General features: G+C 62.4%; 18 protein-coding genes and 1 pseudogene. 11 read left to right on the top strand and 8 right to left on the bottom strand.

Going from position 1 to position 21,657, the window contains the following annotated elements; all coding sequences use genetic code 11:
• Positions 1 to 272: 272 nt before the first annotated feature.
• Both NIM87_RS14370 and NIM87_RS14365 read left to right on the top strand, forming a co-directional pair.
• Positions 273 to 920 (top strand): serine hydrolase, encoded by a 648-nt coding sequence (locus tag NIM87_RS14370; RefSeq protein ID WP_254675385.1) that lies wholly within the window; start codon positions 273 to 275, stop codon positions 918 to 920.
• Positions 917 to 2,302 carry an MmgE/PrpD family protein gene (locus NIM87_RS14365; protein ID WP_254675384.1) on the top strand — a complete coding sequence of 462 codons (1,386 nt, stop codon included), beginning with the start codon at positions 917 to 919 and terminating at the stop codon, positions 2,300 to 2,302. Before NIM87_RS14370 ends, NIM87_RS14365 begins: the two co-directional genes overlap by 4 nt.
• Here the strand turns inward: NIM87_RS14365 and NIM87_RS14360 are convergent, their stop codons facing one another.
• Complete coding sequence (locus NIM87_RS14360; protein WP_254675383.1) at positions 2,303 to 3,214, bottom strand: LysR family transcriptional regulator; 912 nt, start codon at positions 3,212 to 3,214, stop codon at positions 2,303 to 2,305. It abuts the gene before it with no gap.
• 195 nt (positions 3,215 to 3,409) lie between these two features.
• On the opposite strand from NIM87_RS14360, the gene NIM87_RS14355 reads away from it, so the two are divergent.
• From NIM87_RS14355 to NIM87_RS14330, 6 genes are read left to right on the top strand one after another with little or no spacing between them, the layout of a single operon-like run.
• On the top strand, positions 3,410 to 4,384 hold the full coding sequence (locus NIM87_RS14355; protein ID WP_254675382.1) for an ABC transporter permease: 975 nt from the start codon (positions 3,410 to 3,412) through the stop codon (positions 4,382 to 4,384).
• On the top strand, positions 4,384 to 5,289 hold the full coding sequence (locus NIM87_RS14350) for an ABC transporter permease (RefSeq protein ID WP_254675381.1): 906 nt from the start codon (positions 4,384 to 4,386) through the stop codon (positions 5,287 to 5,289). Before NIM87_RS14355 ends, NIM87_RS14350 begins: the two co-directional genes overlap by 1 nt.
• Position 5,290: 1 nt before the next feature.
• Positions 5,291 to 6,259, top strand: coding sequence for an ABC transporter ATP-binding protein (locus tag NIM87_RS14345; protein WP_254675380.1), 969 nt, complete (start codon positions 5,291 to 5,293; stop codon positions 6,257 to 6,259).
• Complete coding sequence (locus NIM87_RS14340; protein ID WP_254675379.1) at positions 6,256 to 7,296, top strand: ABC transporter ATP-binding protein; 1,041 nt, start codon at positions 6,256 to 6,258, stop codon at positions 7,294 to 7,296. The genes NIM87_RS14345 and NIM87_RS14340 overlap by 4 nt, the downstream gene beginning before the upstream one ends.
• Before the next feature lie 35 nt (positions 7,297 to 7,331).
• Positions 7,332 to 8,900, top strand: coding sequence for an ABC transporter substrate-binding protein (locus tag NIM87_RS14335; protein WP_254675378.1), 1,569 nt, complete (start codon positions 7,332 to 7,334; stop codon positions 8,898 to 8,900).
• Between the two features lie 41 nt (positions 8,901 to 8,941).
• Entirely contained in the window at positions 8,942 to 10,885 is a 1,944-nt protein-coding gene (locus tag NIM87_RS14330) for a CocE/NonD family hydrolase (RefSeq protein ID WP_254675377.1), read from the top strand.
• Between the two features lie 707 nt (positions 10,886 to 11,592).
• Here NIM87_RS14330 and NIM87_RS14325 read toward each other — a convergent pair.
• Positions 11,593 to 11,880: a GIY-YIG nuclease family protein gene (locus NIM87_RS14325; protein ID WP_254675376.1), complete on the bottom strand. Its 288-nt coding sequence runs from the start codon at positions 11,878 to 11,880 to the stop codon at positions 11,593 to 11,595.
• Positions 11,881 to 11,980: 100 nt separating this feature from the next.
• Here NIM87_RS14325 and NIM87_RS14320 point away from each other — a divergent pair.
• Positions 11,981 to 12,371: pseudogene (locus NIM87_RS14320) on the top strand (transposase); the annotation flags it as partial.
• A gap of 68 nt (positions 12,372 to 12,439) precedes the next feature.
• Here NIM87_RS14320 and NIM87_RS14315 read toward each other — a convergent pair.
• From NIM87_RS14315 to NIM87_RS14290, 6 genes are read right to left on the bottom strand one after another with little or no spacing between them, the layout of a single operon-like run.
• Complete coding sequence (locus tag NIM87_RS14315) at positions 12,440 to 13,264, bottom strand: sulfite exporter TauE/SafE family protein (RefSeq protein ID WP_254675375.1); 825 nt, start codon at positions 13,262 to 13,264, stop codon at positions 12,440 to 12,442.
• A 10-nt stretch (positions 13,265 to 13,274) separates the two neighbouring features.
• On the bottom strand, positions 13,275 to 14,864 hold the full coding sequence (gene ggt, locus NIM87_RS14310; RefSeq protein ID WP_254675374.1) for a gamma-glutamyltransferase: 1,590 nt from the start codon (positions 14,862 to 14,864) through the stop codon (positions 13,275 to 13,277).
• 24 nt (positions 14,865 to 14,888) lie between these two features.
• Positions 14,889 to 15,803 carry an ABC transporter permease gene (locus NIM87_RS14305; RefSeq protein ID WP_254675373.1) on the bottom strand — a complete coding sequence of 305 codons (915 nt, stop codon included), beginning with the start codon at positions 15,801 to 15,803 and terminating at the stop codon, positions 14,889 to 14,891.
• On the bottom strand, positions 15,800 to 16,858 hold the full coding sequence (locus NIM87_RS14300; protein ID WP_254675372.1) for an ABC transporter permease: 1,059 nt from the start codon (positions 16,856 to 16,858) through the stop codon (positions 15,800 to 15,802). The genes NIM87_RS14305 and NIM87_RS14300 overlap by 4 nt, the downstream gene beginning before the upstream one ends.
• Before the next feature lie 8 nt (positions 16,859 to 16,866).
• Positions 16,867 to 18,459 (bottom strand): ABC transporter ATP-binding protein, encoded by a 1,593-nt coding sequence (locus tag NIM87_RS14295; RefSeq protein ID WP_254675371.1) that lies wholly within the window; start codon positions 18,457 to 18,459, stop codon positions 16,867 to 16,869.
• A complete protein-coding gene (locus tag NIM87_RS14290) occupies positions 18,459 to 19,427 on the bottom strand; it encodes a BMP family protein (protein WP_254675370.1) in 969 nt (322 codons plus the stop codon). The genes NIM87_RS14295 and NIM87_RS14290 overlap by 1 nt, the downstream gene beginning before the upstream one ends.
• A gap of 281 nt (positions 19,428 to 19,708) precedes the next feature.
• Between NIM87_RS14290 and NIM87_RS14285 the strand changes: the two genes are divergently transcribed.
• Positions 19,709 to 20,488 (top strand): cysteine hydrolase family protein, encoded by a 780-nt coding sequence (locus tag NIM87_RS14285; protein WP_254675369.1) that lies wholly within the window; start codon positions 19,709 to 19,711, stop codon positions 20,486 to 20,488.
• Positions 20,488 to 21,657 carry an amidase family protein gene (locus tag NIM87_RS14280; protein ID WP_254675368.1) on the top strand — a complete coding sequence of 390 codons (1,170 nt, stop codon included), beginning with the start codon at positions 20,488 to 20,490 and terminating at the stop codon, positions 21,655 to 21,657. Before NIM87_RS14285 ends, NIM87_RS14280 begins: the two co-directional genes overlap by 1 nt.

Below are 21,657 nucleotides of genomic sequence, written 5' to 3'. Positions count from 1 at the left end.
AATTCCCAACCACCCCGATTGCGTCAATGATCCAACCAGGAACGCCAGGTATCAGGAACTTGAAATCTCTGCCGAACGGCCAGAATGGGGCGCTCTGCTGCCGAAAAGGGCCGCGCTGCTCCCTTGCCCTTATTCGAAGCGGCGACACGCATCTGCGGGCGCATAGGTCTATGTTCCCTCTGCATAATATTGCGGGGCGAAGCAGAGGCGGTTCAGGTTTGGGGAACTCCGGCCGGCTGCGCCGATCACCCTGAGTCCACCACGGAAACGAGATGCACGACCTCACCAATGCCCTTCGCCACATACGCGAAAGCGTGCCAGACACGGTCCGCTACAGCATCCTCGACAAACGACACAACAGAGTGGTCGAGCGCGACTCCGAAGCAGAAGCGTCGTCAGCCAGCACTAGGAAGATCTCAATTATGTTGGCTGCCCTAAGGGCAGTCTATGACGGCAGACTCGATTTAGATGCACCAATACTCTACGAACCGCGACTTCGAGAGGAGGTCGCCACCCCCGACGACCGCCCTCTCGATGAGGTGACCACAACGACCGCCGCAGATCAGACCCGACTGCTCGACAAGCTGCTGGCGGGCCAGAGGGAACCCGAGCCTGCGCGAGAGCTTGGGCTCACGCAGGACTTGTGCGATTTCGCCTTGAACACGCTCGGTCGGCAGATCCTTCGCTATGGGATACCTTCGCGGCTACCCTATGATACAAAGTTTGCCTGCAAGGGCGGACGCGGCAAGCGCGGAAGAATGGATGCGGGCATCGTGTTCAAGGATGGCAGCCCAATCTATGTCCTTGGGGTTTACACAGACAGCGTACCGCTGGCACTGGCCGACGGGACGCCGGGATACACCTCGGCGCTGGACACTATTGGACGGGTCTCTCGCGCGTGCTGGGATGCCCTTCAATGATGCCAGAGAGACAAGACCATCAGGCCCGTGAACCGGTCCTGACCATCATTTCCGATTGGTGCGCTTCGCCGCACGCGTTCAGCGCAATCGCGAAAGAAAGGGCCAAGAACGCCATCAGTGACACGATCGGCTGTATGCTGGCCGGCGCACCGGACGAGGCGACGATGTCCGTTCGACGCGCGCTCGCGCGCGAGATTGGAACTCGCGGACCTTCGGCGGCAATGGGTGGCGGCAGGGCGCCGGTTGGTGTTGCCGCTCTCGTCAACGGTACCGCCGCGCATGCGCTCGACTTCGACGACAACTTCCATGGTGCAACCACGCACGCCTCGGCGGTTCTCGTCCCAGCCCTTCTTGCCATCGGGGAAAGCATCGGCGCTAGCGGGGCCGCGTTGATCGACGCTTACCTCGTGGGGCTCGAAGCGCAGGCCGCCGTCGGTAAGGGCGTCAACCCATCCCACTACACGGCCGGCTGGCATTCCACCTCCACGGTGGGGTGTATTGGAACGGCCGCAGCCGCGGCCTGGTTATTGGGACTGGATAAAAGCGGCATCGCCTCAGCCATGAGTATCGCAACCAGCATGGCGGGCGGTCTCAAAGGCCAGTTCGGCACGGCAGTAAAACCGCTTCATGCCGGCCTTGCCGCGCGTAACTCTGTCGATGCTGCCAAGCTTGCCGCGGCAGGCATGGGCGGCCGGCTCGATATTCTCGAGTCCCAGCAGGGGTTCCTCCCTCTATATGGCGGGCCGAACCCTGGCGGCTGGGGCGACCTTTCCTTTGGCGCGACCTCGGCCATTGAGACCATAGGCCTGGCGACGAAGCTATATCCCTGCTGTGGCTCGACCCACCGGGCAGTCGATATGCTCATCGACCTCAGGGTAGAGCACGGTTTTTCCCTAGCAGACGTTGTCGGCATGGAGGTCCTGGTCGCCATCGCCCATGCTCGCAACCTTGCTTTCGCGGCGCCCTTGACCGAAGCGGAAGCCCGGTTCAGCATGAACTACTGCCTTGCAGTTGCGCTTGTCCACCAAGCACTCACGCTCGCCGACTTCAGAGCGGAAGCGGTGATGCGCGAGGAAATCCGCTCGCTATTCCCGCTGACCCGGATGTCGACCTATTCCAAAACCTACGAGCGTGACACGCCCGGACGCCTACCGCATGAACTCACGGTGACGCTGCGGGACGGCACCCAATTGCGGGCCTCACGGCTTGCAGCGCGCGGATCACTGGCCGCACCGCTCACTGATGCCGAACGTCAGGCGAAGTTTCTTGATTGTGCCGCGGGCACCCTGTCCCTTCCTACGGCACACCAGTTGTTCAATAGGCTGGAACAGCTGGACTCCCTGGCCAGTGTGAACCTGCTGCAGGGCGTGTTCTGGACCTGATCATTTGGGCCAGGTCAGCGTGGCCTCGCTCAAAATGCGCTCCCGAAGCATGTCGATGAACAGCTGCATCGGACGCGATAGGGGCGCGTCCCTTAGGGTGATGATCCCGTAGTCTACCTGGGTCTCGGGCACCAGCGGCACGAGCTTGACGCGTTCGCTGGCGATGAAGCTACCGATGAAGGCCGGGACGATCGAGATGCCGATGCCTTCGGCAACCAGCGCGATGCTGGATTCGACCGAATGAGTCTCCACCCGGCAACGGACCTCGCTCTTGGCGTCGCGCAACAGGGACTCGATCTCCTGGCGGTTGTGGCGAAGGCGGCCCAGCAGGACCATGTCGGCCTGATTGAGATCCTCGGCGGCAATCGCATCCCGGTTTGCCAGCGCATGGTCCCGGGGGACAGCGCAAAGCGTGCCGCTCGTGAAAAGCGGCATCACCTCAAAGCCTAGATCCTCTGGGGGCAAGCGTACAAATCCGAAATCTGCCACGCGTCCCATGACGGCGTGCTCGACATAGCTATATGGCCCCGCAACCAGTTCGAGGCTCACCGAGGTCGTTTCTGCCAGAAAGTCCCGGATGACCCGCGGCAGGATGGTTGTGGTCATGGAGTGGGGGAAGCCCATCTTGAGCAGTGACCGCCCAAAGCGTCCCGCGCCCAGCTCGTCCGTACGCCGTTTGAGGCGCGCCAGCACGTCGGCCAGTTCATCCACTTCCTCGACCAGGATTCGCGCCTCGGCAGTAGCCAGAAGGCGCCCACGATCGCGATGAAAGAGGTTGAATCCTAGATCGGCCTCAAGCGCGCTCAACTGACGGCTGATGGCCGACTGGGACAGCTTGAGAACGACGGAGGCGCCAATCGTCGTCCCGGTGGACATGACGGCGCGGAAAACTTCGAGTTGCTTGGGCGTCATGGTTCATCCCGCCAGCGCGACCCGGACATGCCGGAATCTGCATCGACCAATGCGAAAAACACATAAGATTGCGCCTTTTGCGAATTGATCATTAGCTGCCCTCATTGGTCGCGCAAGGACATTGTGCCTGACACGAACGAGGGGGATATCAATGTCGAAACTGCCGGAGATGCGCGCAGCACATGGGATGGCAGGATGACCGTCTTCATTCTTCGACGGCTGCTGCAAAGCGCCGGCGTGCTTCTTGCGACCTCGGTGATCGTGTTCCTGGGCGTTTACGCCATCGGCAATCCCGCGGACATCCTGATTGCCGCTGACGCGACCCAGTTGGAACGACAATCGGCCATTGTTGCCCTTGGCCTGGACCGCCCGCTGATCGAACAGTACTGGATTTTCCTCAGCAATGCCCTGCGCGGTGATTTCGGCCGCTCATTCGTCTTCAACCAGCCGGCGATCAGCCTGATCCTGGCGCGGCTCCCCGCAACACTCGAGCTGGCTCTGGTTGCCTTGATCATCGCGCTTGTCGTGGGCATCCCCCTCGGGCTCGTCTCCGGGCTCAAGCCGAACACGCTTGTCGACGAAACGATCATGACCGGCTCGATCCTCGGCTTCAGCCTGCCCAACTTCTGGCAGGGCATGATGCTTATCATGATCTTTTCCGTGTGGCTCGGCTGGCTCCCGGCGGGAGGGCGCGGGGATACCGCGCAGGTCCTTGGCATAACGACGAGCCTCCTCAGCTGGGACGGCCTTACCCATCTCATCCTGCCCGCTACAAACCTTGCGCTGTTCAACCTGGCTCTGGTGATCCGTCTCACTCGCACCGGTGTGCGCGAGATCATGCCTCTCGACTTCATCAAGTTCGCACGCGCCAAGGGACTGACCGAGCGCCGCATCGTGCTGGTCCATGTGCTCAAGAACATCATGATCCCGGTGGTGACGGTCGTTGGCATGGAGTTCGGATCCATCATCGCCTTCGCCGTCGTCACCGAAACCATCTTCTCCTGGCCCGGCATCGGCAAGCTGCTGATCGACTCGATCATGCTGCTCGACCGCCCGGTTGTCGTTTCCTACCTCCTGGTCGTCGTCTTCATGTTCGTCATCATCAATCTCCTCGTGGATATCGCATACTCCCTGCTCGATCCGCGCATTCGCCTGAGGGACACGCAATGATGTCCACCGGCAGCAAATGGCACCGGTCCACTGACACGACCCTGGGCCGGGCGCTGGATGGCATTCTCACCAGCCCAAAAGCCACCGTGGGAGCGATCTTGACGCTCTTCCTCGTGCTAACCGCCATCTTCGGACCCTGGCTGGCACCGCAAAACCCCTATGACCTGGGCGCAATCGATTTTTTCGATGCCCGCCTGCCGCCGATGTCGCCAAGCATGAACGGCTCCATCTATCTCCTGGGGACGGATGGACAGGGCCGGGACATGCTGTCGGCGATGATCTACGGGCTGCGCACCAGTATTGCCGTCGGATTGTTGTCCGGCGTCGTCGCCCTGGTGGTGGGCACCGCCCTGGGCATGGTGGCCGCCTATGTCGGCGGCCGGGTGGATGCCCTGATCATGCGCCTGGTCGACCTTATGCTTGGACTACCGGCCATCCTGGTAGCGTTGATGTTGCTGGCCATGCTGGGGCAAGGCGTCTGGAAGGTCATTTTCGCGCTGGTGCTGGTCCAATGGGCGCAGTTCGCCCGCGCCGTTCGTGCCGCCGCGCTGGTCGAGCGCAACAAGGAATATGTTGAGGCAGCCGTTTCGCTCGGCCTGTCCCGGCCCCGCATTCTCTTCGGCCACATGCTGCCAAACTGCCTGCCGCCGATCATCGTGGTGGGCACCCTGCAAGTTGCCAGTGCCATTTCGGCCGAAGCGACCCTGTCCTTCCTTGGCATCGGCCTGCCCATAACCGAGCCGTCCCTCGGGCTGTTGATCGCCAACGGCTACAAGGTCCTGCTGTCCGGTCAGTACTGGATCAGCGTCTATCCCGGCCTGCTTCTCCTCATCCTGGTGTTCAGCATCAACGTCGTCGGCGACCGCCTGCGCGAGGTGTTCAACCCGCGGTTCCTGGGGCGCTGAGATGAGCACCATCGTCATCGACAATCTCCAGACGCATTTCGAAACCCCCGCCGGTGTCATTCGCGCCGTCGACGGAGTCTCCTTCAGCGTAGAGCGTGGCGAAATCCTCGGACTTGTGGGGGAATCGGGATCTGGCAAATCGATAACCGGTTTCTCCATCATCGGCCTGGTCGATCCGCCGGGTCGCGTTGCCGGTGGGCGCATCCTTTTCCAGGGCGAAGACCTGGTCGGAAGGTCGGAAAGCGAGATGCGGGCCCTTCGGGGCAAGAAGATCGCCATGATCTTCCAGGACCCGATGATGACGCTCAACCCTGTCCTCTCCATCGAAACGCAGATGGTCGAGGCCGTGCGTGCCCACGACAATGTCCCAAAGCTCGAGGCCCGGCGCCGCGCCGTGGAAGCGCTCGGCCTGGTCGGCATTCCGTCCCCCGATGAGCGTCTCTCCGCCTATCCGCACCAGTTTTCGGGCGGGATGCGACAGCGGGTGGCCATAGCCATTGCGCTCCTCCACAGGCCCGACCTCATCATCGCCGACGAACCGACAACGGCGCTCGATGTGACGATCCAGTCCCAGATCCTGTTCGAGATCCAGAAGGTTTCGCGGGACTTCGGCATGTCGCTGATCTGGATCAGCCACGACCTGGGCGTGGTTGCAGGCCTCGCCCACAATATAGCCGTGATGTATGCGGGACGGATCGTCGAGGCGGGGCCGGTGGACACCGTCCTCGACCATCCGGTGCACCCCTACACCGTCGGCCTATTGCGCTCGATCCCGGCCAACCTGCGCCGCGGAGAAGCCCTTGAGGCCATTCCCGGTATGGCGCCATCGCCGCTGCGCCGGCCAAGCGGTTGCCCGTTCAGGCTGCGCTGCTTTGCGGCCACGGCCACCTGCGAAACCGAACCGGTGGACGCCCGGATCGGCGAACACAGCTGGCGCTGCTTCCACCCGCAGAACGAGGCTCGTCCATGAACACGCCATTGATTCGGGTGGAGAACCTCTCCAAGCGCTTCACCCGGAAGCCCGACCTGGCAGAGCGACTCGTGGATCGGCTGAGAGGCGCCCCCGAACCCAGCACGGTTCGCGCCCTGGACGAGGTGTCCCTCGACATAGGCGTCGGCGAGATTGTCGGTCTTGTCGGTGAATCGGGGTGTGGAAAGTCCACGCTGGGCCGCATCCTCGCCGGGATCATGGAACAGTCCGATGGCGACGTCCTGTGGGAGGGGCAGTCGCTCGCCACTATGCCGGCGCGGGAGCTCAAGGCCGCGCGGCTGGCGGCGCAGATGATCTTCCAGGATCCCATGTCGTCGCTCAATCCGCGAAAGACGGTTGCGCAGGCGATCGGGGAAGCGCCTGTCGCGCACGGCATGACGCGTCGGGCCGAAGTGGGTGAACTGGTTGCGAGCCTGATGGCCAAGGTCGGCCTCGACCCCTCCTATGCGCGCCGCTTCCCCCACCAGTTCTCGGGCGGGCAAAGGCAGCGCATCGGCATTGCGCGGGCCCTCGCGGTCAATCCGCGGTTCCTGATCTGCGATGAATCCGTGTCGGCGCTCGACGTGTCGATCCAGGCCCAGGTGCTGAACCTGTTCCTGCAACTCAAGCAGGATCTGGGGCTGACTTATCTCTTCATCAGCCACGATCTGGGCGTGGTCAAGCACATCGCCGACCGCGTGGTCATCATGTATCTGGGCCGGATCGTCGAGAGTGCGGATGCGGAAGCGTTCTTTGCATCGCCCAATCACCCCTACACGCAGGCGCTCCTGGCCGAGATGCCCAATGTGCAGCAGCGCAAGCGGTTGTTTCAGCCGGTGAAGGGCGAGATCCCGTCTCCCCTCAATCCGCCTGCTGGCTGCCATTTCCATCCGCGCTGCCCCCACGCCTTCGATCGCTGCCGCATCGAGCGGCCGGCTTTGAAGGCCGTCGCGCCGGGACACCTCAGCGCCTGCCATCTCAACGACACGCCGCCCATGCGTGGCGAGCAACACCAGGAGGGAACACGTCTGCCATGACTCATCGATCAAAAGGGAAGGAAACATCTATGCCAATGCTCCGAAAGCTTCTGCTGGGACTGGCCCTGTCCAGTTGCCTGACCACCGCCAGCATGGCCGTGGACCTGACCGTCGGCAGCTCCACCGAACCTGCAGCCATCGACCCCCACTTCTCGCGCTCCGGCAATAGCCAGCAGATTGCCGCGCAGGTCTTCAACCGCCTCGTCGAACCGGATGAGAACCTGCAGATCCAGCCGGGCCTCGCGGTCTCCTGGACCAATCTGGACGAGCTCACCTGGGAAGTGAAACTGCGCGAGGGCGTGACCTTCCACGACGGGTCGCCCTTTACCGCAGAGGATGTCGTCTTCTCGCTCGAGCGAGCCGACGAAATCCCCAACAGCCCGGCGCCCTTTACCGCCAATGTCGCGCCGATTGCCTCCATGGAGATCGTCGATCCCCTGACCATTCGCTTCACCACGACCAAGCCCACGCCCCAGTTCATGGAACTGACCGGCATGGTCTACATCGTGTCCAAGGCTGCAGCCGAAGGCGCCAGTATCGAAGCGTTTAACAGTGGCGAGGCCGCCATCGGGACGGGCCCTTACAAGTTCGTCTCCTGGACGCCCGGCGATCACTATAAGCTGACGCTCAACGAGACCTATTGGGGCGAAGCGCCCGAATTCGAAAACGTCACCTACCGCCTTATGTCCAATTCCGCCGCACGCGTGGCGGCCCTCCTGGCCGGCGACGTCGACCTCATCGATTCCGTTCCCCCGGGCGACGTGGCGACACTCGAAGCCTCCGACGGCATCCAGGTTCACAGTGCACCTTCGGGGCGCATCATCTATCTGGGCCTCGACTCTGCGCGTGACGAGAGCCCCTTCATCATCGGACCCGACGGCGCGCCGCTCAACCCCAACCCGCTCAAGGACGTACGGGTTCGCCAAGCCATGTCAAAGATGATCGATCGGCAGTTGCTGATCGACCGCGTGCTCTCGGGTGCCGGCATGCCGGCGGGACAATTGGCGCCGATCGGCCTGGGCGGTCATTCGACTTCGCTTCAGCCGGACCAGATCGACCTGGAAGCGGCCAAAGCCCTTCTGGCAGAAGCCGGCTTCCCTGATGGGTTCGGCATCACCATCCACTCGTCCAATGATCGTTTCCCTGGCGACGGCGACATTGCCCAAGCCCTCGGGCAGCTGTTCCAGCGGGGTGGCCTGACCGTCAATGGTGTCGTGACGCAACCCTACAACGTCTATGCGACGGCAGCGGGCAAGCAGGAGTTCAGCGCTTTCATCTTCTCGTTCGGCACGTCGACTCCCTCGGCCGCGCCGGGAATGACCAACGTGCTCATGACCTTCGACGAGGAAGCGGGCACCGGTTCGTTCAACCGCATGCGATATTCCAATCCGGATTATGACGCCGCCATGCGTGACGCGCTGGCCGAGTTCGACCCGGCTGCCCGCAACAGGAAGCTCGAAATCGCGGCCGAGATCGTCTTCGGGGACTATGCCATCCTGCCGCTCTATTGGCCGGAGGTGACTTGGGCCAGCCGCGACGGCATCGGTTATGTCGCCAATGTGTCGGAAGACACACTGGCCACCTATGCGAGCGTGACCGAATGAGTGTTCGGGACGCCAGCAATGGGCCTGCGGTTGAGGTGGACATGCTCCCGCCACCTGAGCACGTCGCTGACGGGGTAATGGTCCATCGCGACGTCATGGTCACCATGCGCGATGGCATCCGGCTCGCAGCCGACATCTACCGCCCAGCCCGGGATGGCGTCCCGCTTCCCGGTCCGCTCCCGGTCATCCTGGAGCGGACCCCCTACGGCAAGGCCGAACGATCCCGCTCGGAAATCGAAGTAGGGATGCACCTGCCCATGACCCGGGCGGAGGTGGCCTGCCATTTTGTCCGCCATGGCTATGTAGTGATCTATCAGGACTGCCGCGGCCGCTTTGGCTCCGAGGGGGAGTTCGTAAAGTATCTTTCCGAAGGCGCGGATGGCTTCGACACGCTCGCCTGGATCGTGGAGCAGCGCTGGTGCAGCGGCAAGGTCGGCACAATGGGCCTCTCCTATGCTGCCCACACCCAGATGGCCTTGGCCTGCCTCAATCCGCCGGGCCTGGCAACCATGGTGCTCGACTCCGGCGGCTTCGCCAACGCCTTTACCTGCGGCATCCGGCAGGGTGGTGCGTTCGAGCTCAAGCAGGCGACCTGGGCCTTCAACCACGCCACTGAGAGCCCGGCCGCTCGCAAGGATCCGCTGGTCGCCAGAGCCCTCGCGGCCGAGAACCTGCGCGCGTGGTTCAAGGTCATGCCCTGGTCAGAGGGGCGCTCGCCGGTGCGTTGGGTGCCCGAATACGAGGACTATCTCCTCGACCAGTGGCGGCGCGGCACCTTTGACGACTACTGGCGCCAGACGGGCCTCTATGCTGCTGGGCATTATGACCATTTCCCGGACGTCCCGGTCGCCTTCCTGTCGAGTTGGTACGACTGCTATGTCGCCAGCACCCTCGAAAACTACGCGGGACTTTCGCGCTCGGGCTCGCGCCATCTTGAACTGACCATGGGCCCTTGCCTTCATGGAGACCGCAACCAGAGTTTTGCGGGGGACGTCTCGTTTGGCCCGCGCGCACCCATCGGCGGCAATGTTGCAGAGAGCTGGCTGGAGTACCGGCGGCAATGGTTCGATACCTGGCTGAAGGACATCGAACCGGCGCGAGCCGACACTTCTGCCGTCCGGCTCTTCCTGATGGGTGGCGGCAGCGGGCGGCGTGATCAGGACGGTCGGCTCGACCATGGCGGCGCGTGGATCAGGGGGGCGACCTGGCCCCTGCCGCAGAGCGAAGAACTCACGCTCTATCTTCACCGCGACGGGCGTATGCTGAGCGCTCGGCCGGAGGACGACCCGGGTCCCCTAACTTATGATTTCGACCCTGCCAACCCAGTCCCGACGATCGGGGGCGCGCTGACCAGCGGCCGGCCGGTCTTTGAAGGCGGGGTCTTCGACCAGCGGGAGGATGAGCGCTTCTTCGGCATCAGCGCCCCCGGACTGCCACTTTCCTCGCGGGCTGACGTTCTAACGTTCGAGACCGGGGTACTCGATACAGACCTGGCCATTGTTGGTCCGATCGTGGTGCGGCTGTTCGTGTCCACCGACGGTCCGGATACCGACTTCACGGCCAAGCTCATCGATGTTTACCCGCCCAGTGAGGACTACCCCACCGGCTTTTCACTGATCCTAACCGACGGAATCTTCCGCTGCCGGTACCGCAAGTCGTTCGAGCGGCCCGAGCCCTGTCTGCCGGGGGAGGTCATGGAGATCGACATCGAGCCGTTTGCGACCGCCAATCTTTTCAAGGCGGGACATCGCATCAGAGTCGACATTTCATCGAGCAATTTCCCAAAGTACGACGTCAATCCAAACACTGGCGCCCCCGAGGGCACCGGACGCACTCGGCGTGTCGCCCGCAACTCGGTCTTTTGCGATCATCTATACTCATCCTCCATGACACTTCGGTCAGTCTCTCCCGACCGGCTGTCCTACATCGAGATGCCGCCCGCCCAGGACCTCTCAATCCAACGCAGCAAGACCGGCACTTCTTAGCTTGAGTGAGAGCGGCGCCAAGTCGATAGCAAGAACGATTGATTGCGACGCCTCCCATCAACCGGTCGGCGCCGCTGCACTGTTGGGGCAGCCGCCCTCCGTCTTCCGAAACATCTCGCTGCCTTCGGCCGGTTCGGTTAGCGGCAGCTTTCGGGACTTCCAAAATCCCGTTCCAACGACCGGAATGGGGCGCGTTCCTGCCTAGCCGCAGTCGACCTCATTTCGGACGTTCAGGCCATTGCAGCGCATAGCTCCAACCCGCCATAATCTCGGATCGCCCATTTGCCCACCAGCCGTCACCCTCGGCCTTGAGCCGAGGGCTCTTTACNCCCGTTGCGGTCGTTCAGGCCATTGCAGCGCATAGCTCCAACCCGCCATAATCTCGGATCGCCCATTTGCCCACCGGCCGTCACCCTCGGCCTTGAGCCGAGGGCTCTTTACTTGACGATTTCATTCCAGAGCTTGAGACGGTGAAAGTGTCGAGCGTTGGTCATAGCCTAGACCCGGCCAAGCTTCCGGCAACCAGAAGTACAGAGCCCTAGGCTCAAGGCCGAGGGTGACGACCGGTGGGTGGGCGGTACTGGTCGACATGTCTGGACGGCAGATCCCGACCCCATTTCAGACATTCACGCCGTTAATCCCTGATCGTAAAACCGTCCGCTTCACCACCCACGGAACGTCACCCTCGGGCTTGACCCGAGGGCTCTTCACTGGCTGACTTCGTCCCAGAGATCGCGCCATTCCGGGTTATGCTGCTCGATCAGGTCGTGCTCCCAGCGGCTGTACCAGCGCTTGAGCGAGGTTTCGCGCTGAATGGCCATGCCGATCTCACCAAATTGTTCAAAATAGACTAGCCGCTTGATGTCACGCGCCTTGGTGTAGGCCGACACCAGCCCTTGTGGGTGTTCATAGACGCGACGAACCAGGTCGTTGGTCACGCCGATATAGGTGCGCCCCCGGCGCATATTGGCGAGGATGTAAACGAAGCCGCCCATTCCGGCATCTTCAAGTACAGAACCCTCGGGTCAAGCCCGAGTGAATAGCCCCTAGATTTGTAGACGCCTTCTTCCCTATTTTTGAGGCAAGGAGGCCTATATGGGCAAAGGCAATTTCAGCGGCGAGTTCAAGCGTGACGCGGTGCGTCAGTTCACCGAGCGAGGATATCCGGTTTCGGAGGTGTCGCAGCGTCTGGGGGTGAGTGCCCATTCACTCCACGCGTGGCGTAAGAAGTACGCATCTGATGTCGGCAAGGGCAATGAACAGTCCGAGGAGATCTGGCAGCTGAAGCGAGAACTGGCGCGGGTCACCGAGGAGCGCGACATCCTAAAAAAGCGGCCGCGTACTTCGCCAAGGATGCAAAGTGAGGTACGCGTTCGTTGCCGAGCATCGCCAGCAATTCTGTGTGCGCACCATGTGCCGGTGCCTTTCCATCCATCCCAGCGGCTTCTATGCCTGGCTCAAGAGCCCCTTGAGCCAACAAGCCCGCGCCGCCGTGAAGCGTCGCGGGCGCTGTCTTGGACGCGACCGGCGAAGATGTCCCTTGGCGCGCATCGGCTAGCCGACCAGCAGCCCGGCGAACATCTTGATGGCCGTCAGGGTCAGGAAGATGCCAAAGCCATAGGCGAGGACCTGGCGCGGGACTGTATGGGCGGTTCTCGCGCCCCAGGGCGCGGCGAGCATGGAGAGCGGAATGATCGCAGCGACGGCGACCAGGTTGACATAGCCGAGCGAAAACGGCGGCAGGCCAACCGCGTTCCAGCCTGTCAGGACATAGCCGATGGTGCCCGGAATGGCGATGATGAAGCCAATGGCCGAGGCGGTGCCGACGGCGCGGCGGATATCGGTGCCGAAAATGGTCATGATCGGCACGCCCAATGTGCCCCCGCCAATGCCCATCATGGCCGAGATGGTGCCGATCAGAACGCCGAGGGCGGATTTGACCATGGCATTGGGAAAGCCCTCGAAGAGTTTGTGGCTTTTGGCGCGCAGCACCATGTTTGCGGCCACGATGAGCGCGGTGGTGGCAAAGACCGCCGAGAGCACCCGGCCATCGACCACGCCGGCGATGGCTGTGCCCAGGACGACGCCAAGAAAGATCATCGGCCCCCAGCTTTTGAGCAGGGCAAAATCGACCGCGCCCGCCCGGTGATGGGCGCGGGCCGAGGCGAGCGAGGTGGCCATGATGGTTGCCAGAGACGTGGCAACGGCCACCTTCATGCGAATGGATGGATCGACATTGAAGGCGCTCAGCGCAATGTCGAGCACCGGCACGATGACAATGCCGCCACCCACGCCGAGCAGGCCCGCGACAAAGCCGGCGACCAGGCCCGTGACGGCCATGGCGGCAATCCAGCCACCATATTGAATAAGCAGGTCCAATTCGAGTTCCTCAGTAGCCCAGGGCCAGTCCGTCCTTGCGGTGGTCAGAGCCACCGATCAAGAGGCCGCGCTGATGGTCGATATAAATGGCCTGGCAGCCGCCAATCGGGTCTTCGGCCCAGGCCACGGAATGGCCGCGCCGTACGAGATCGGCCCGCACCGCATCGCCAAATCCGGCTTCCATTGTCAGAGTGCCATTGAAGGCAAAGCTGCGGGGCGCCTCGTTGGCGCGCTGCGGATCAAAGCCGCGGTCAAACATGTGGGACAGGAAATGGGTATGCCCCACGGCCTGGAACTGGCCGCCCATGACCCCGAAGGGCATCAGGGGCTTGCCGTCCTTCATGACCAAGGCGGGAATGATGGTGTGGAGAGGCCGCTTGCCCCCCGCCAATTCGTTGGGATGGCCTTGGATCAGTGAAAAGCCGCTGCCGCGGTTCTGCAGCAAGACGCCACTCTGAGGCGCCAGAATACCGCTGCCAAAGGCGTTGAAGATCGAGTTGATCAACGAAACGACATTGCCGTCCTTGTCGACCACGCTGATGTAGACGGTGTCGCGATGAACCGCATCGGTCCAGATGGCCGGCGGTTGCACGCGGTCGAGGGCAATCTTGCCGCGCAGATCGCCAATGAACCGGTCCGAGAGGATGTCTTGCACCGGAACGCGCATGGTGGCTGGATCGGCGATGAGCAGATCGCGCATGGTATAGGCGGCATTGCTGGCCTCGGCGAGCAGATGCACCCGATCCGCTTCCGAGACGGCACTGTCCGAAAGATCGAAGCCATCGAGAATGCGCAGCATGACCAATGCGGCGAGGCCCTGGCCATTGGGCGGGCATTCGAGCACGTCATGGCCACGGAACCTGGCCGAAATCGGTTCGACGAAATCGCCGCGATAATCGGCAAAGTCCTCCAGCGCATGGGGGCCGCCCATGGCCTTGAGTTTTGTCACTATCTCTTCGGCCACCGGTCCTTCGTAAAAGCCGGCGCGGCCCGCTCTGGCGATGCGGCGCAGGCTCTCGGCCAGTTGTTTGTGGACGAATTTTTCGCCGGTCCGTGGTGGCTTGCCGCCCGGCAGGTAGCATGCGGCGGCGTCGGCATCAGTGGCGACGGTGGATTGATAGCGCGCCCAATCCAGCGCCACGCGACCGGTGACGCGATAACCGTTTTCGGCCAGGTCGATGGCCGGTTGCAAAAGCCGGTCGAGGCCCATGCTGCCATAAGCCTCCGAGAGCTGGCACCACGCGTCGACCGCTCCGGGTATCGTCACCGCATGCGCACTTCGGGCCGCGATCTGGGTCATGCCCTGGTCGCGCAAGGCGGGAGCCGAGGCGGCTTTAGGTGAACGCCCCGAGCCATTGAAGGCTATTGGGGCCTTGCCGGCCGGCGCAACAATGGCAAAGCAGTCGCCCCCAATCCCGGTCATGGCCGGTTCGACCACGCATTGCACCGCGACGGCGGCCAGGGCGGCATCCATGGCGTTTCCGCCGGCTCGCAGCACATCAATCGCCGTCGTCGTTGCCAGCGGATGCGAGGTCGCCGCCATGCCATTCTCGCCCAAGGCAGCGGATCGGCCGGGCGAAATGTAGTCGCGTTCAAGCATGTCGAATTTCCTGCGTGTGCATGTCTATTTCCAGAAAGGTTGAGCCAGCGCTCGTGGCGCGGTCTGTCGCCCGACTAGTCCCGCAACAGCGAGGAAGGCGAGCAGATAGGGGAGCATGATGAGAAGTGCGTTGGGCACGACAATGCCAAGAGCGGGGAGCTGGAACTGCAGCGCGGTTGCCGCTCCGAACAGCAGACAGGCCAAAACGGTGCGCCACAGGCTCCAATTGCCGAAGATCACGGCGACGATGGCGAGATAGCCGGCGCCATTGGTCATGCCTTCGGTGAAGGTGTGAATATCGCCGATAGAGAGAAACGCTCCGCCAAGCGCTGACATCACGCCGGTGAATAATACTGCACCATGTCGCAGCGCCCCCACCGGCGCTCCAGACTTGGCCACGGCCTCGGGATCATCGCCAATGCCGCGCAGGACGATGCCCAAGCCCGTGCGCGAGAGCATCCAGCCCACCGCAGCGGCAACCAGAAAGGCCAGCCAGACCAGCCAGATCTGCGTAAAGACCGGGCCCAGAACGGGCAATTGCGCCAAGCCTGGCACCGGCACGGCGTCAAAGCCCGGTATGACCTCGCGCGAGCGGGCGCCAAAGAGGGCGCGATACCCCAGAGTGGTCATGCCCAGCACCAGGATGTTGATGCCGATACCGGTGACGATTTGATTGGCGCGCAAGCTGTTGGTGAGCACTGATTGCAGCAAGGCTATGGGCAGGACTGTCAGCACGGCAAAGACGAGGCCCAGCCAGGGCGAACCTGTCATGGCCGCGCCGACGGCGCCGCCAAAGGCTCCGGCCAGCATCATTCCCTCGACACTCATATTGACCACTCCCGCCCGCTCGGACACGAGCTCGCCGGTTGCGGCGAAGAGCAGCGGAATGGCCAGGCGGATGGTGGAGGCCAGGAAAACGGCAAGAAGCTCGAAGCTCATCGGACACTCCTCCGATCCTGGAAATAGGCCACGCCGGCGATGAGGACGACAATCAGCCCCTGCAGGATGCTGACCAGTGCCGAGGGGACGCCTGCGCCCATTTCCATGGCAATGCCGCCCGAGCGCATAAAGCCAAAGAGCAGGGCTCCGGCGAGCACTCCGGTGATGGAATTGCGCGCCAGAAGGCCCACAACCAGCCCATCGAAGCCATAACCGGACGAGAACCCGGCCTTGAGGGAGAATTGCTCGCCCTGAAGCATCAGCCCGCCCGCAAGCCCGCCAAAGGCGCCGGCGATAAAAAGTGCCGAAACAATGTGGCCGCCCACATTGATGCCGGCGCGCGCGGCACCCACCGGATTCAGACCAACGGCGCTGAGCCGGAAACCGAACAGGGACCGAGCCAAAACGAGTGCGGCGACGGCGGCCAGTGCAATGGTGATTGGCAGGCCAAGCGTGACCGGTGAACTGTAGGACCCCGTCAACAGCGGCACATGGGTGGCTTCAGGGATGGGGAGGGATTCGGGCAGAGTTGCCGAACTGGTCATGGGCTGGCGCAAGAGCGCCTCGGACTGAACGCACCAGTAGAGTAGCCAGGTCGCGATGAAGGAGAGCAATAGTGTTGCAATGACCTCATTGGTGCCGCTGCGCGTCCTTAGCACACCGGCGATGCCGCCCCATGCGCCGCCGGCGAGTGCCGCGCCGAGCAGTGGCACCACGAAAGCCAGACCCAATGGCAAGCCGGCAATCGGGGGGAAGAGGCAAAGGGCCGTCGCGGCAATGCCGCCCATGGCGATCTGCCCCTCGCCGCCGACATTGGTGAGAGCGGCGCGGTTGGCGATGACGAAGCCTATGCCCACCAAGGCCAGCGACACGGCGCGATTGAGAGAAGCTGAAATGGCATAGCCATTGCCGAAAGCGCCCCGCCAGAAGGCAAGGAGCGCCTTGTCCAAAGCTGCGCCCATGCCGACGATGACAATAAGGCCAACGGTCAATGCGGCCAGAACGGCCAGCAGGGGAGGACCAATCCGGGCCAGGGTTGCAGAGGGTGACGACATGGAGATGTTCATGTGTGTTTACCCGACATCCAGATGCCGATCTGTTCCCGGTTGCTTGCGTCGGTCGTGCATTCGCCCACGATCTGGCCGCGGTAGAGCACGACAATGCGGTCGGCGACCGCCAGCAGTTCATCGAGTTCGGAAGAGATCAGCAGAACTCCGACACCGGTGTCGGCCGCATCGCGGATAAGGCTGTAAACCGCCTTGACGGCGCCCACATCGAGGCCGCGCGTCGGCTGGGCGGCCAGCAGAAACCTGAGGTTTGGCGTTGTCAGTTCGCGAGCCAGCACCGCCTTTTGCTGATTGCCGCCGGAGAGGCTGCCAAACCGAACGCCCATGCCCGCGGCCCGCACATCGAATTGCTGCGCGAGGGTGGATGCGGCTGCGACCTGACGCCTGCGATCAATAATGCCGAAGCGCGAATATTGGGGCATGCGGTTGAGGAAGATATTGTCGGCCAGGCTGAGCCGGTCCACGGCGCCGACGCGATGCCGATCTTCCGGCACAATGCCTACGCCGGCCTCGGTGATCTGCCTTGGGCTTGCCTTGCTCAGGTCCTGCCCCTCGACGAACCAGCGGCCGTCGCTGGCGTGCAAGAGACCGGCCAGCATATTGCCCAGTTCGGTCTGGCCGTTTCCCTCCACGCCGGCAATGCCGACGATTTCGCCGCGTGCGATGCTCAGGGTCACGTCCTGCAGACGGGCAATACCCAATTCATCGCGCAGGCTGATGCCGTCGAGCTGGGCGACTTCATCGGCGGCCTTGCCCGAGGGCCTATGGCGGCGTGTCGATAACTGCGCCAGTCCGGCAGGATCGTCGCCGGTGGCATCTGGCCGCTGGATCATGGCCCGCACCAGGCCGTCCATGTCTGCGGCCGGCCGGTCAGACCGGGCGGCAACTATGCCGCGGTGCAGCACCGTCACCCGGTCGGCGATGGCTTCGATTTCGGCTAGCTTGTGGGTCACCATGACAACGGCACTGCCGCTATCGGCGACGCGCCTGCAGATTTCGAGCAGCGCGGTAATCTCGTCGGGCAGCAGTACCGCTGTCGGTTCATCCAGAATGAGAATTTTTGGATTGTGCATGAGACATTTGACGATCTCGACCCGCTGCCGCTGACCCACGGAAAGGTCGGCCACCAGCGCATGGGGATCAAGCGAAAGGCCATAGGTCTCCGCCAAGGTCACAATCCGTGCGGCCTCGCCGCGGCGATCCAGCCGTCCGAAGCGCTGCCCCATGAGCAGATTATCGAGCACCGACAATTCGGGAATGAGGCTGAAATGCTGGTGCACCATGGCGACGCCACTGGCCAAAGCCGCCTTGGGATTGGCCGGCGCATAGGACACGCCATCGCACACCATGGCGCCGCTGCTGGGGCTGTGAAGCCCATAGATGATGTTGCACAGCGTGGATTTGCCCGCGCCATTTTCACCCAAGAGGCAATGCACCTCCCCGGCATGGAAAGCGATGTCGATGTTCGCCAGCGCGGTGAAGGCGCCAAACACCTTGCCCACGCCTGACATCGTCAGACGTGGGACCGGCTGGTCGCGCCCCGGAGGAGGCGCGACACTCGCTTCTTTCATGGCGGACAAGGTTGCCATTAACCTTCGAGCACCGTGATCTTGCCCGACTTGATGTCTTCCATGATCTCGGTGAGTTTTTCAGTCATTTCGGGGGTCGGGTCACAGACGATCATGTCCGAAGCGTCGGCGCCCATGGCCAGACCAAAGGGTTTGTAGCCAGCCACCCAGGTGCCGGCGACGGCTTCATCGATGGCGTATTGCACCTGATATCCAACGCCGGTGATTGAATAGGCCAGGTACAGCGGATCGGTGCCGCAATAGTTCGAGTAGGACCCGATAATATGGGTGCCGCTTTCCTTGGCCGCCTGCTCCATGCCGCGCAGGCCCAGGTTGAGAATGTGATAGTGGATGTCGGCACCCTGGGCGATGGCGGCGAGCGTGGCTTCCTTGGACTTGGCGACGTCGTCGAAGTCGCCAGTGTAGGATTCGAAATACTTGATGTCGGGGTTGATGTAGCGCGCGCCGTTGCCGAACTCGGTTCCGGCATTGACGATGGACGGGATTTCGAGGCCGCCGACATAGGACACGGCGCCAGTTTCGCTCAGCATGGCGGCTGCGGCGCCGGCCACGAAGGCGATCTCGGCCTGCTTGACGTCGTAACCGGCCACATTGGCCACCTCGACCCCTGCATTGCCCCCGACGATCGAGAACTTCACGTCGGGGAAGCGCGGGGCAACCTTGAGCACATCGGCCTGGGTCTGACCGCCAACACCAATGACCAACGCGTTTTGCGAGGCAAGCTGGGTCAGCGCCTGCTCCATGTCGGCATTGGAGATGTTCTCGATCATCTGCACGACGATCTGGTCACCATATTTAGCCTGCGCGGCCGTCAGCCCATCAAAGCCGGATTCCATCCAGCCCTTGTCGGACTTCGAGCCCGGAATCAGGATGCCCACAGTCAAAGGGTCCTGCGCAAAAGCTGATCCAGTGGCCAGGAGCAGGCTCACCACGCTCAGGCTTGCGATCAGTGTCCGGCGGTTGATCATGTTCGTTTTCCCTGTTTGAGGACGGCCCACCAAGCCGTCGCAAACCAGGTTGCAAACCGTATGCCAACTTCAATGGCATTGATTTCAAACGAGAATTACTCGCGGTCGCTCGCCTCAAGTAAGTAAATGATTACTTCGTAATCCGCGTCTTTGCGGCTGTGCCTATTTTTCAGGCGCGCCAGGGTGCGGCATGAAAATAGTGCAGCATTTCCAATGCCGAGCCCCTGGCACGGCCTTTGCAATGATCCTGACAAATCCATTTGCACGGGCAGGGAATACGGATGAGCGAACGCAAAAGCGGTGGCCCTTTGGGCGTGGGGCGGACAACGCGCTGGTGGGCGACCACCGACAATGTCGACATGACCTTGCCCGCCGTCCCGGCCGATATCGTGACGGTACGGTCCCAGCCGCAGTCGGTGACCATGGATTTGGCCCGAACCGCGATTGTCGTCATCGACCTGCAGAACGATTTCTGCACCAAGGACGGATGGGTGGATCATATCGGGGGCAATTATGAAGCTGACCGGGCACCAATCGAGCCCCTGCTAAAACTGCTGCCTGAACTGCGCGGTCGTGATGTGCCGGTGATCTGGGTCAATTGGGGCAATCGGCCTGATCTCGCCAATATGCCCCCCAACCAGATCCATCTCTATAAGAACAGCGGGGAAGGAATTGGGCTCGGCGACCCGCTGCCCTCGAACGGAGCGCGTGTGCTTGAGAAAGATTCATGGGCGGCTGCGGTCGTGGACGAGCTTGCACCACTGCCCGGCGACATCAAGGTCGACAAGCACCGCATCTCCGGCTTCTGGGACACGCCGCTCGATTCCATCCTGCGCAATCTGGGTATTCGCACCATTCTGTTTGCCGGCTGTAACACCGACCAATGCGTGCTGCATTCACTGACGGACGCTAATTTCCTCGGCTATGGCTGCATCATGCTGGAGGATTGCTGCGCCACCAGTTCACCCGATTTCTGCACCCAGGCGACAATCTGGAACGTCAAGAAATGCTTCGGCTTCGTCTGCTCGTCCGACGACATGTTGGCCGCGCTTGCAGACTGATGACACTCATTGATGCCAGTTTCGATGGCTTCTTGCCCGGGGAGCGGGCCGAAGTGCCTGCGACCGGTTCGGGTAGGCTGAGCGGCACCTGTTTTGCCCTCAAGGACCTGATCGATCTCAAGGGGTTCCCCACCGGCGGCGGCAATCCGCAATGGCAAGCTTTGGAGGCCCCGGCGGCGTCCAACGCCCCGACGGTTGGTGCCTTACTGGCCGCCGGCTCGCGGTGTGCGGGTAAGACTGTGACCGACGAATTTGCCTTCAGCCTCGAGGGGCGCAACCTGCATTATGGTACACCGCTCAATCCGCGCGATCATGCGGCCCTGCCGGGCGGGTCATCGAGCGGATCGGCGGTGGCGGTGGCTACCGGGGAGGTGGATTTTGCGCTTGGGACGGATACCGGTGGATCGATCCGTGTTCCTGCCGCCTGGTGTGGTGTTTACGGGTTTCGCCCGAGCCATGGCGCCATCAGTGCGGACGGCTTGCTGCCCTTCGCGCCGAGCCTTGATACAATTGGCTGGTTTGCCAGCGACGCCCACCTGCTGGCCGAGATCGGCAAGGTCCTGTTGCCGCCACGACCGCACCACCCTGTAACAAGCATAAGTCTTGTTGCCGATGCACTCGACCTGCTTGAGCCTGATCTGGTTGCGCATTTTGAATTCGCATCATCGCTCGTGACCAATGCCGAGCCCATTCATCTGTTCGGGGTATGGGCCGCACCGCTGCTGCAACAGACCTATTCGACCATCCAGGGGTTCGAAATCGCGCAAGGGCTCCTGCCGCGTCTCGATCAACGCCGGATCATGCTGGCGCCGGACATAGCCGCGCGGTTTGAAAGCACGCGGCGGATCACCGCGCAGGATTATCGGAATGCCCTGCGTGTCCGGCAGGGTCTGACAGACTGGCTTGCGGAACAGTGTCCGCCGGGCATGGCGCTCGTTTTGCCTTCTGTTTCGCATGACGCTCTGGACGTGGCGGTCGACAAGACGACACTCGGTGCCTTTTACGAACGCACGCTCGCGCTCAATGCAATCGCAGGGCTTTGGGGTGCGCCGCACATTCAGTTGGCCCGGATGTCAGGGTCAGGTCCAGCCTTGTCGCTATTGTCAGCACCCGGCACGGATCATGACTTGCTCGATCTGGCGAATTCACTCAGGAACAGTCTTGGTTAG

It is taken from the genome of Devosia ureilytica, from assembly GCF_024273195.1.
GTDB classification, from domain to species: Bacteria; Pseudomonadota; Alphaproteobacteria; order Rhizobiales; family Devosiaceae; genus Devosia; species Devosia ureilytica.
This window is presented reverse-complemented; position numbering and strand designations above follow the sequence as displayed.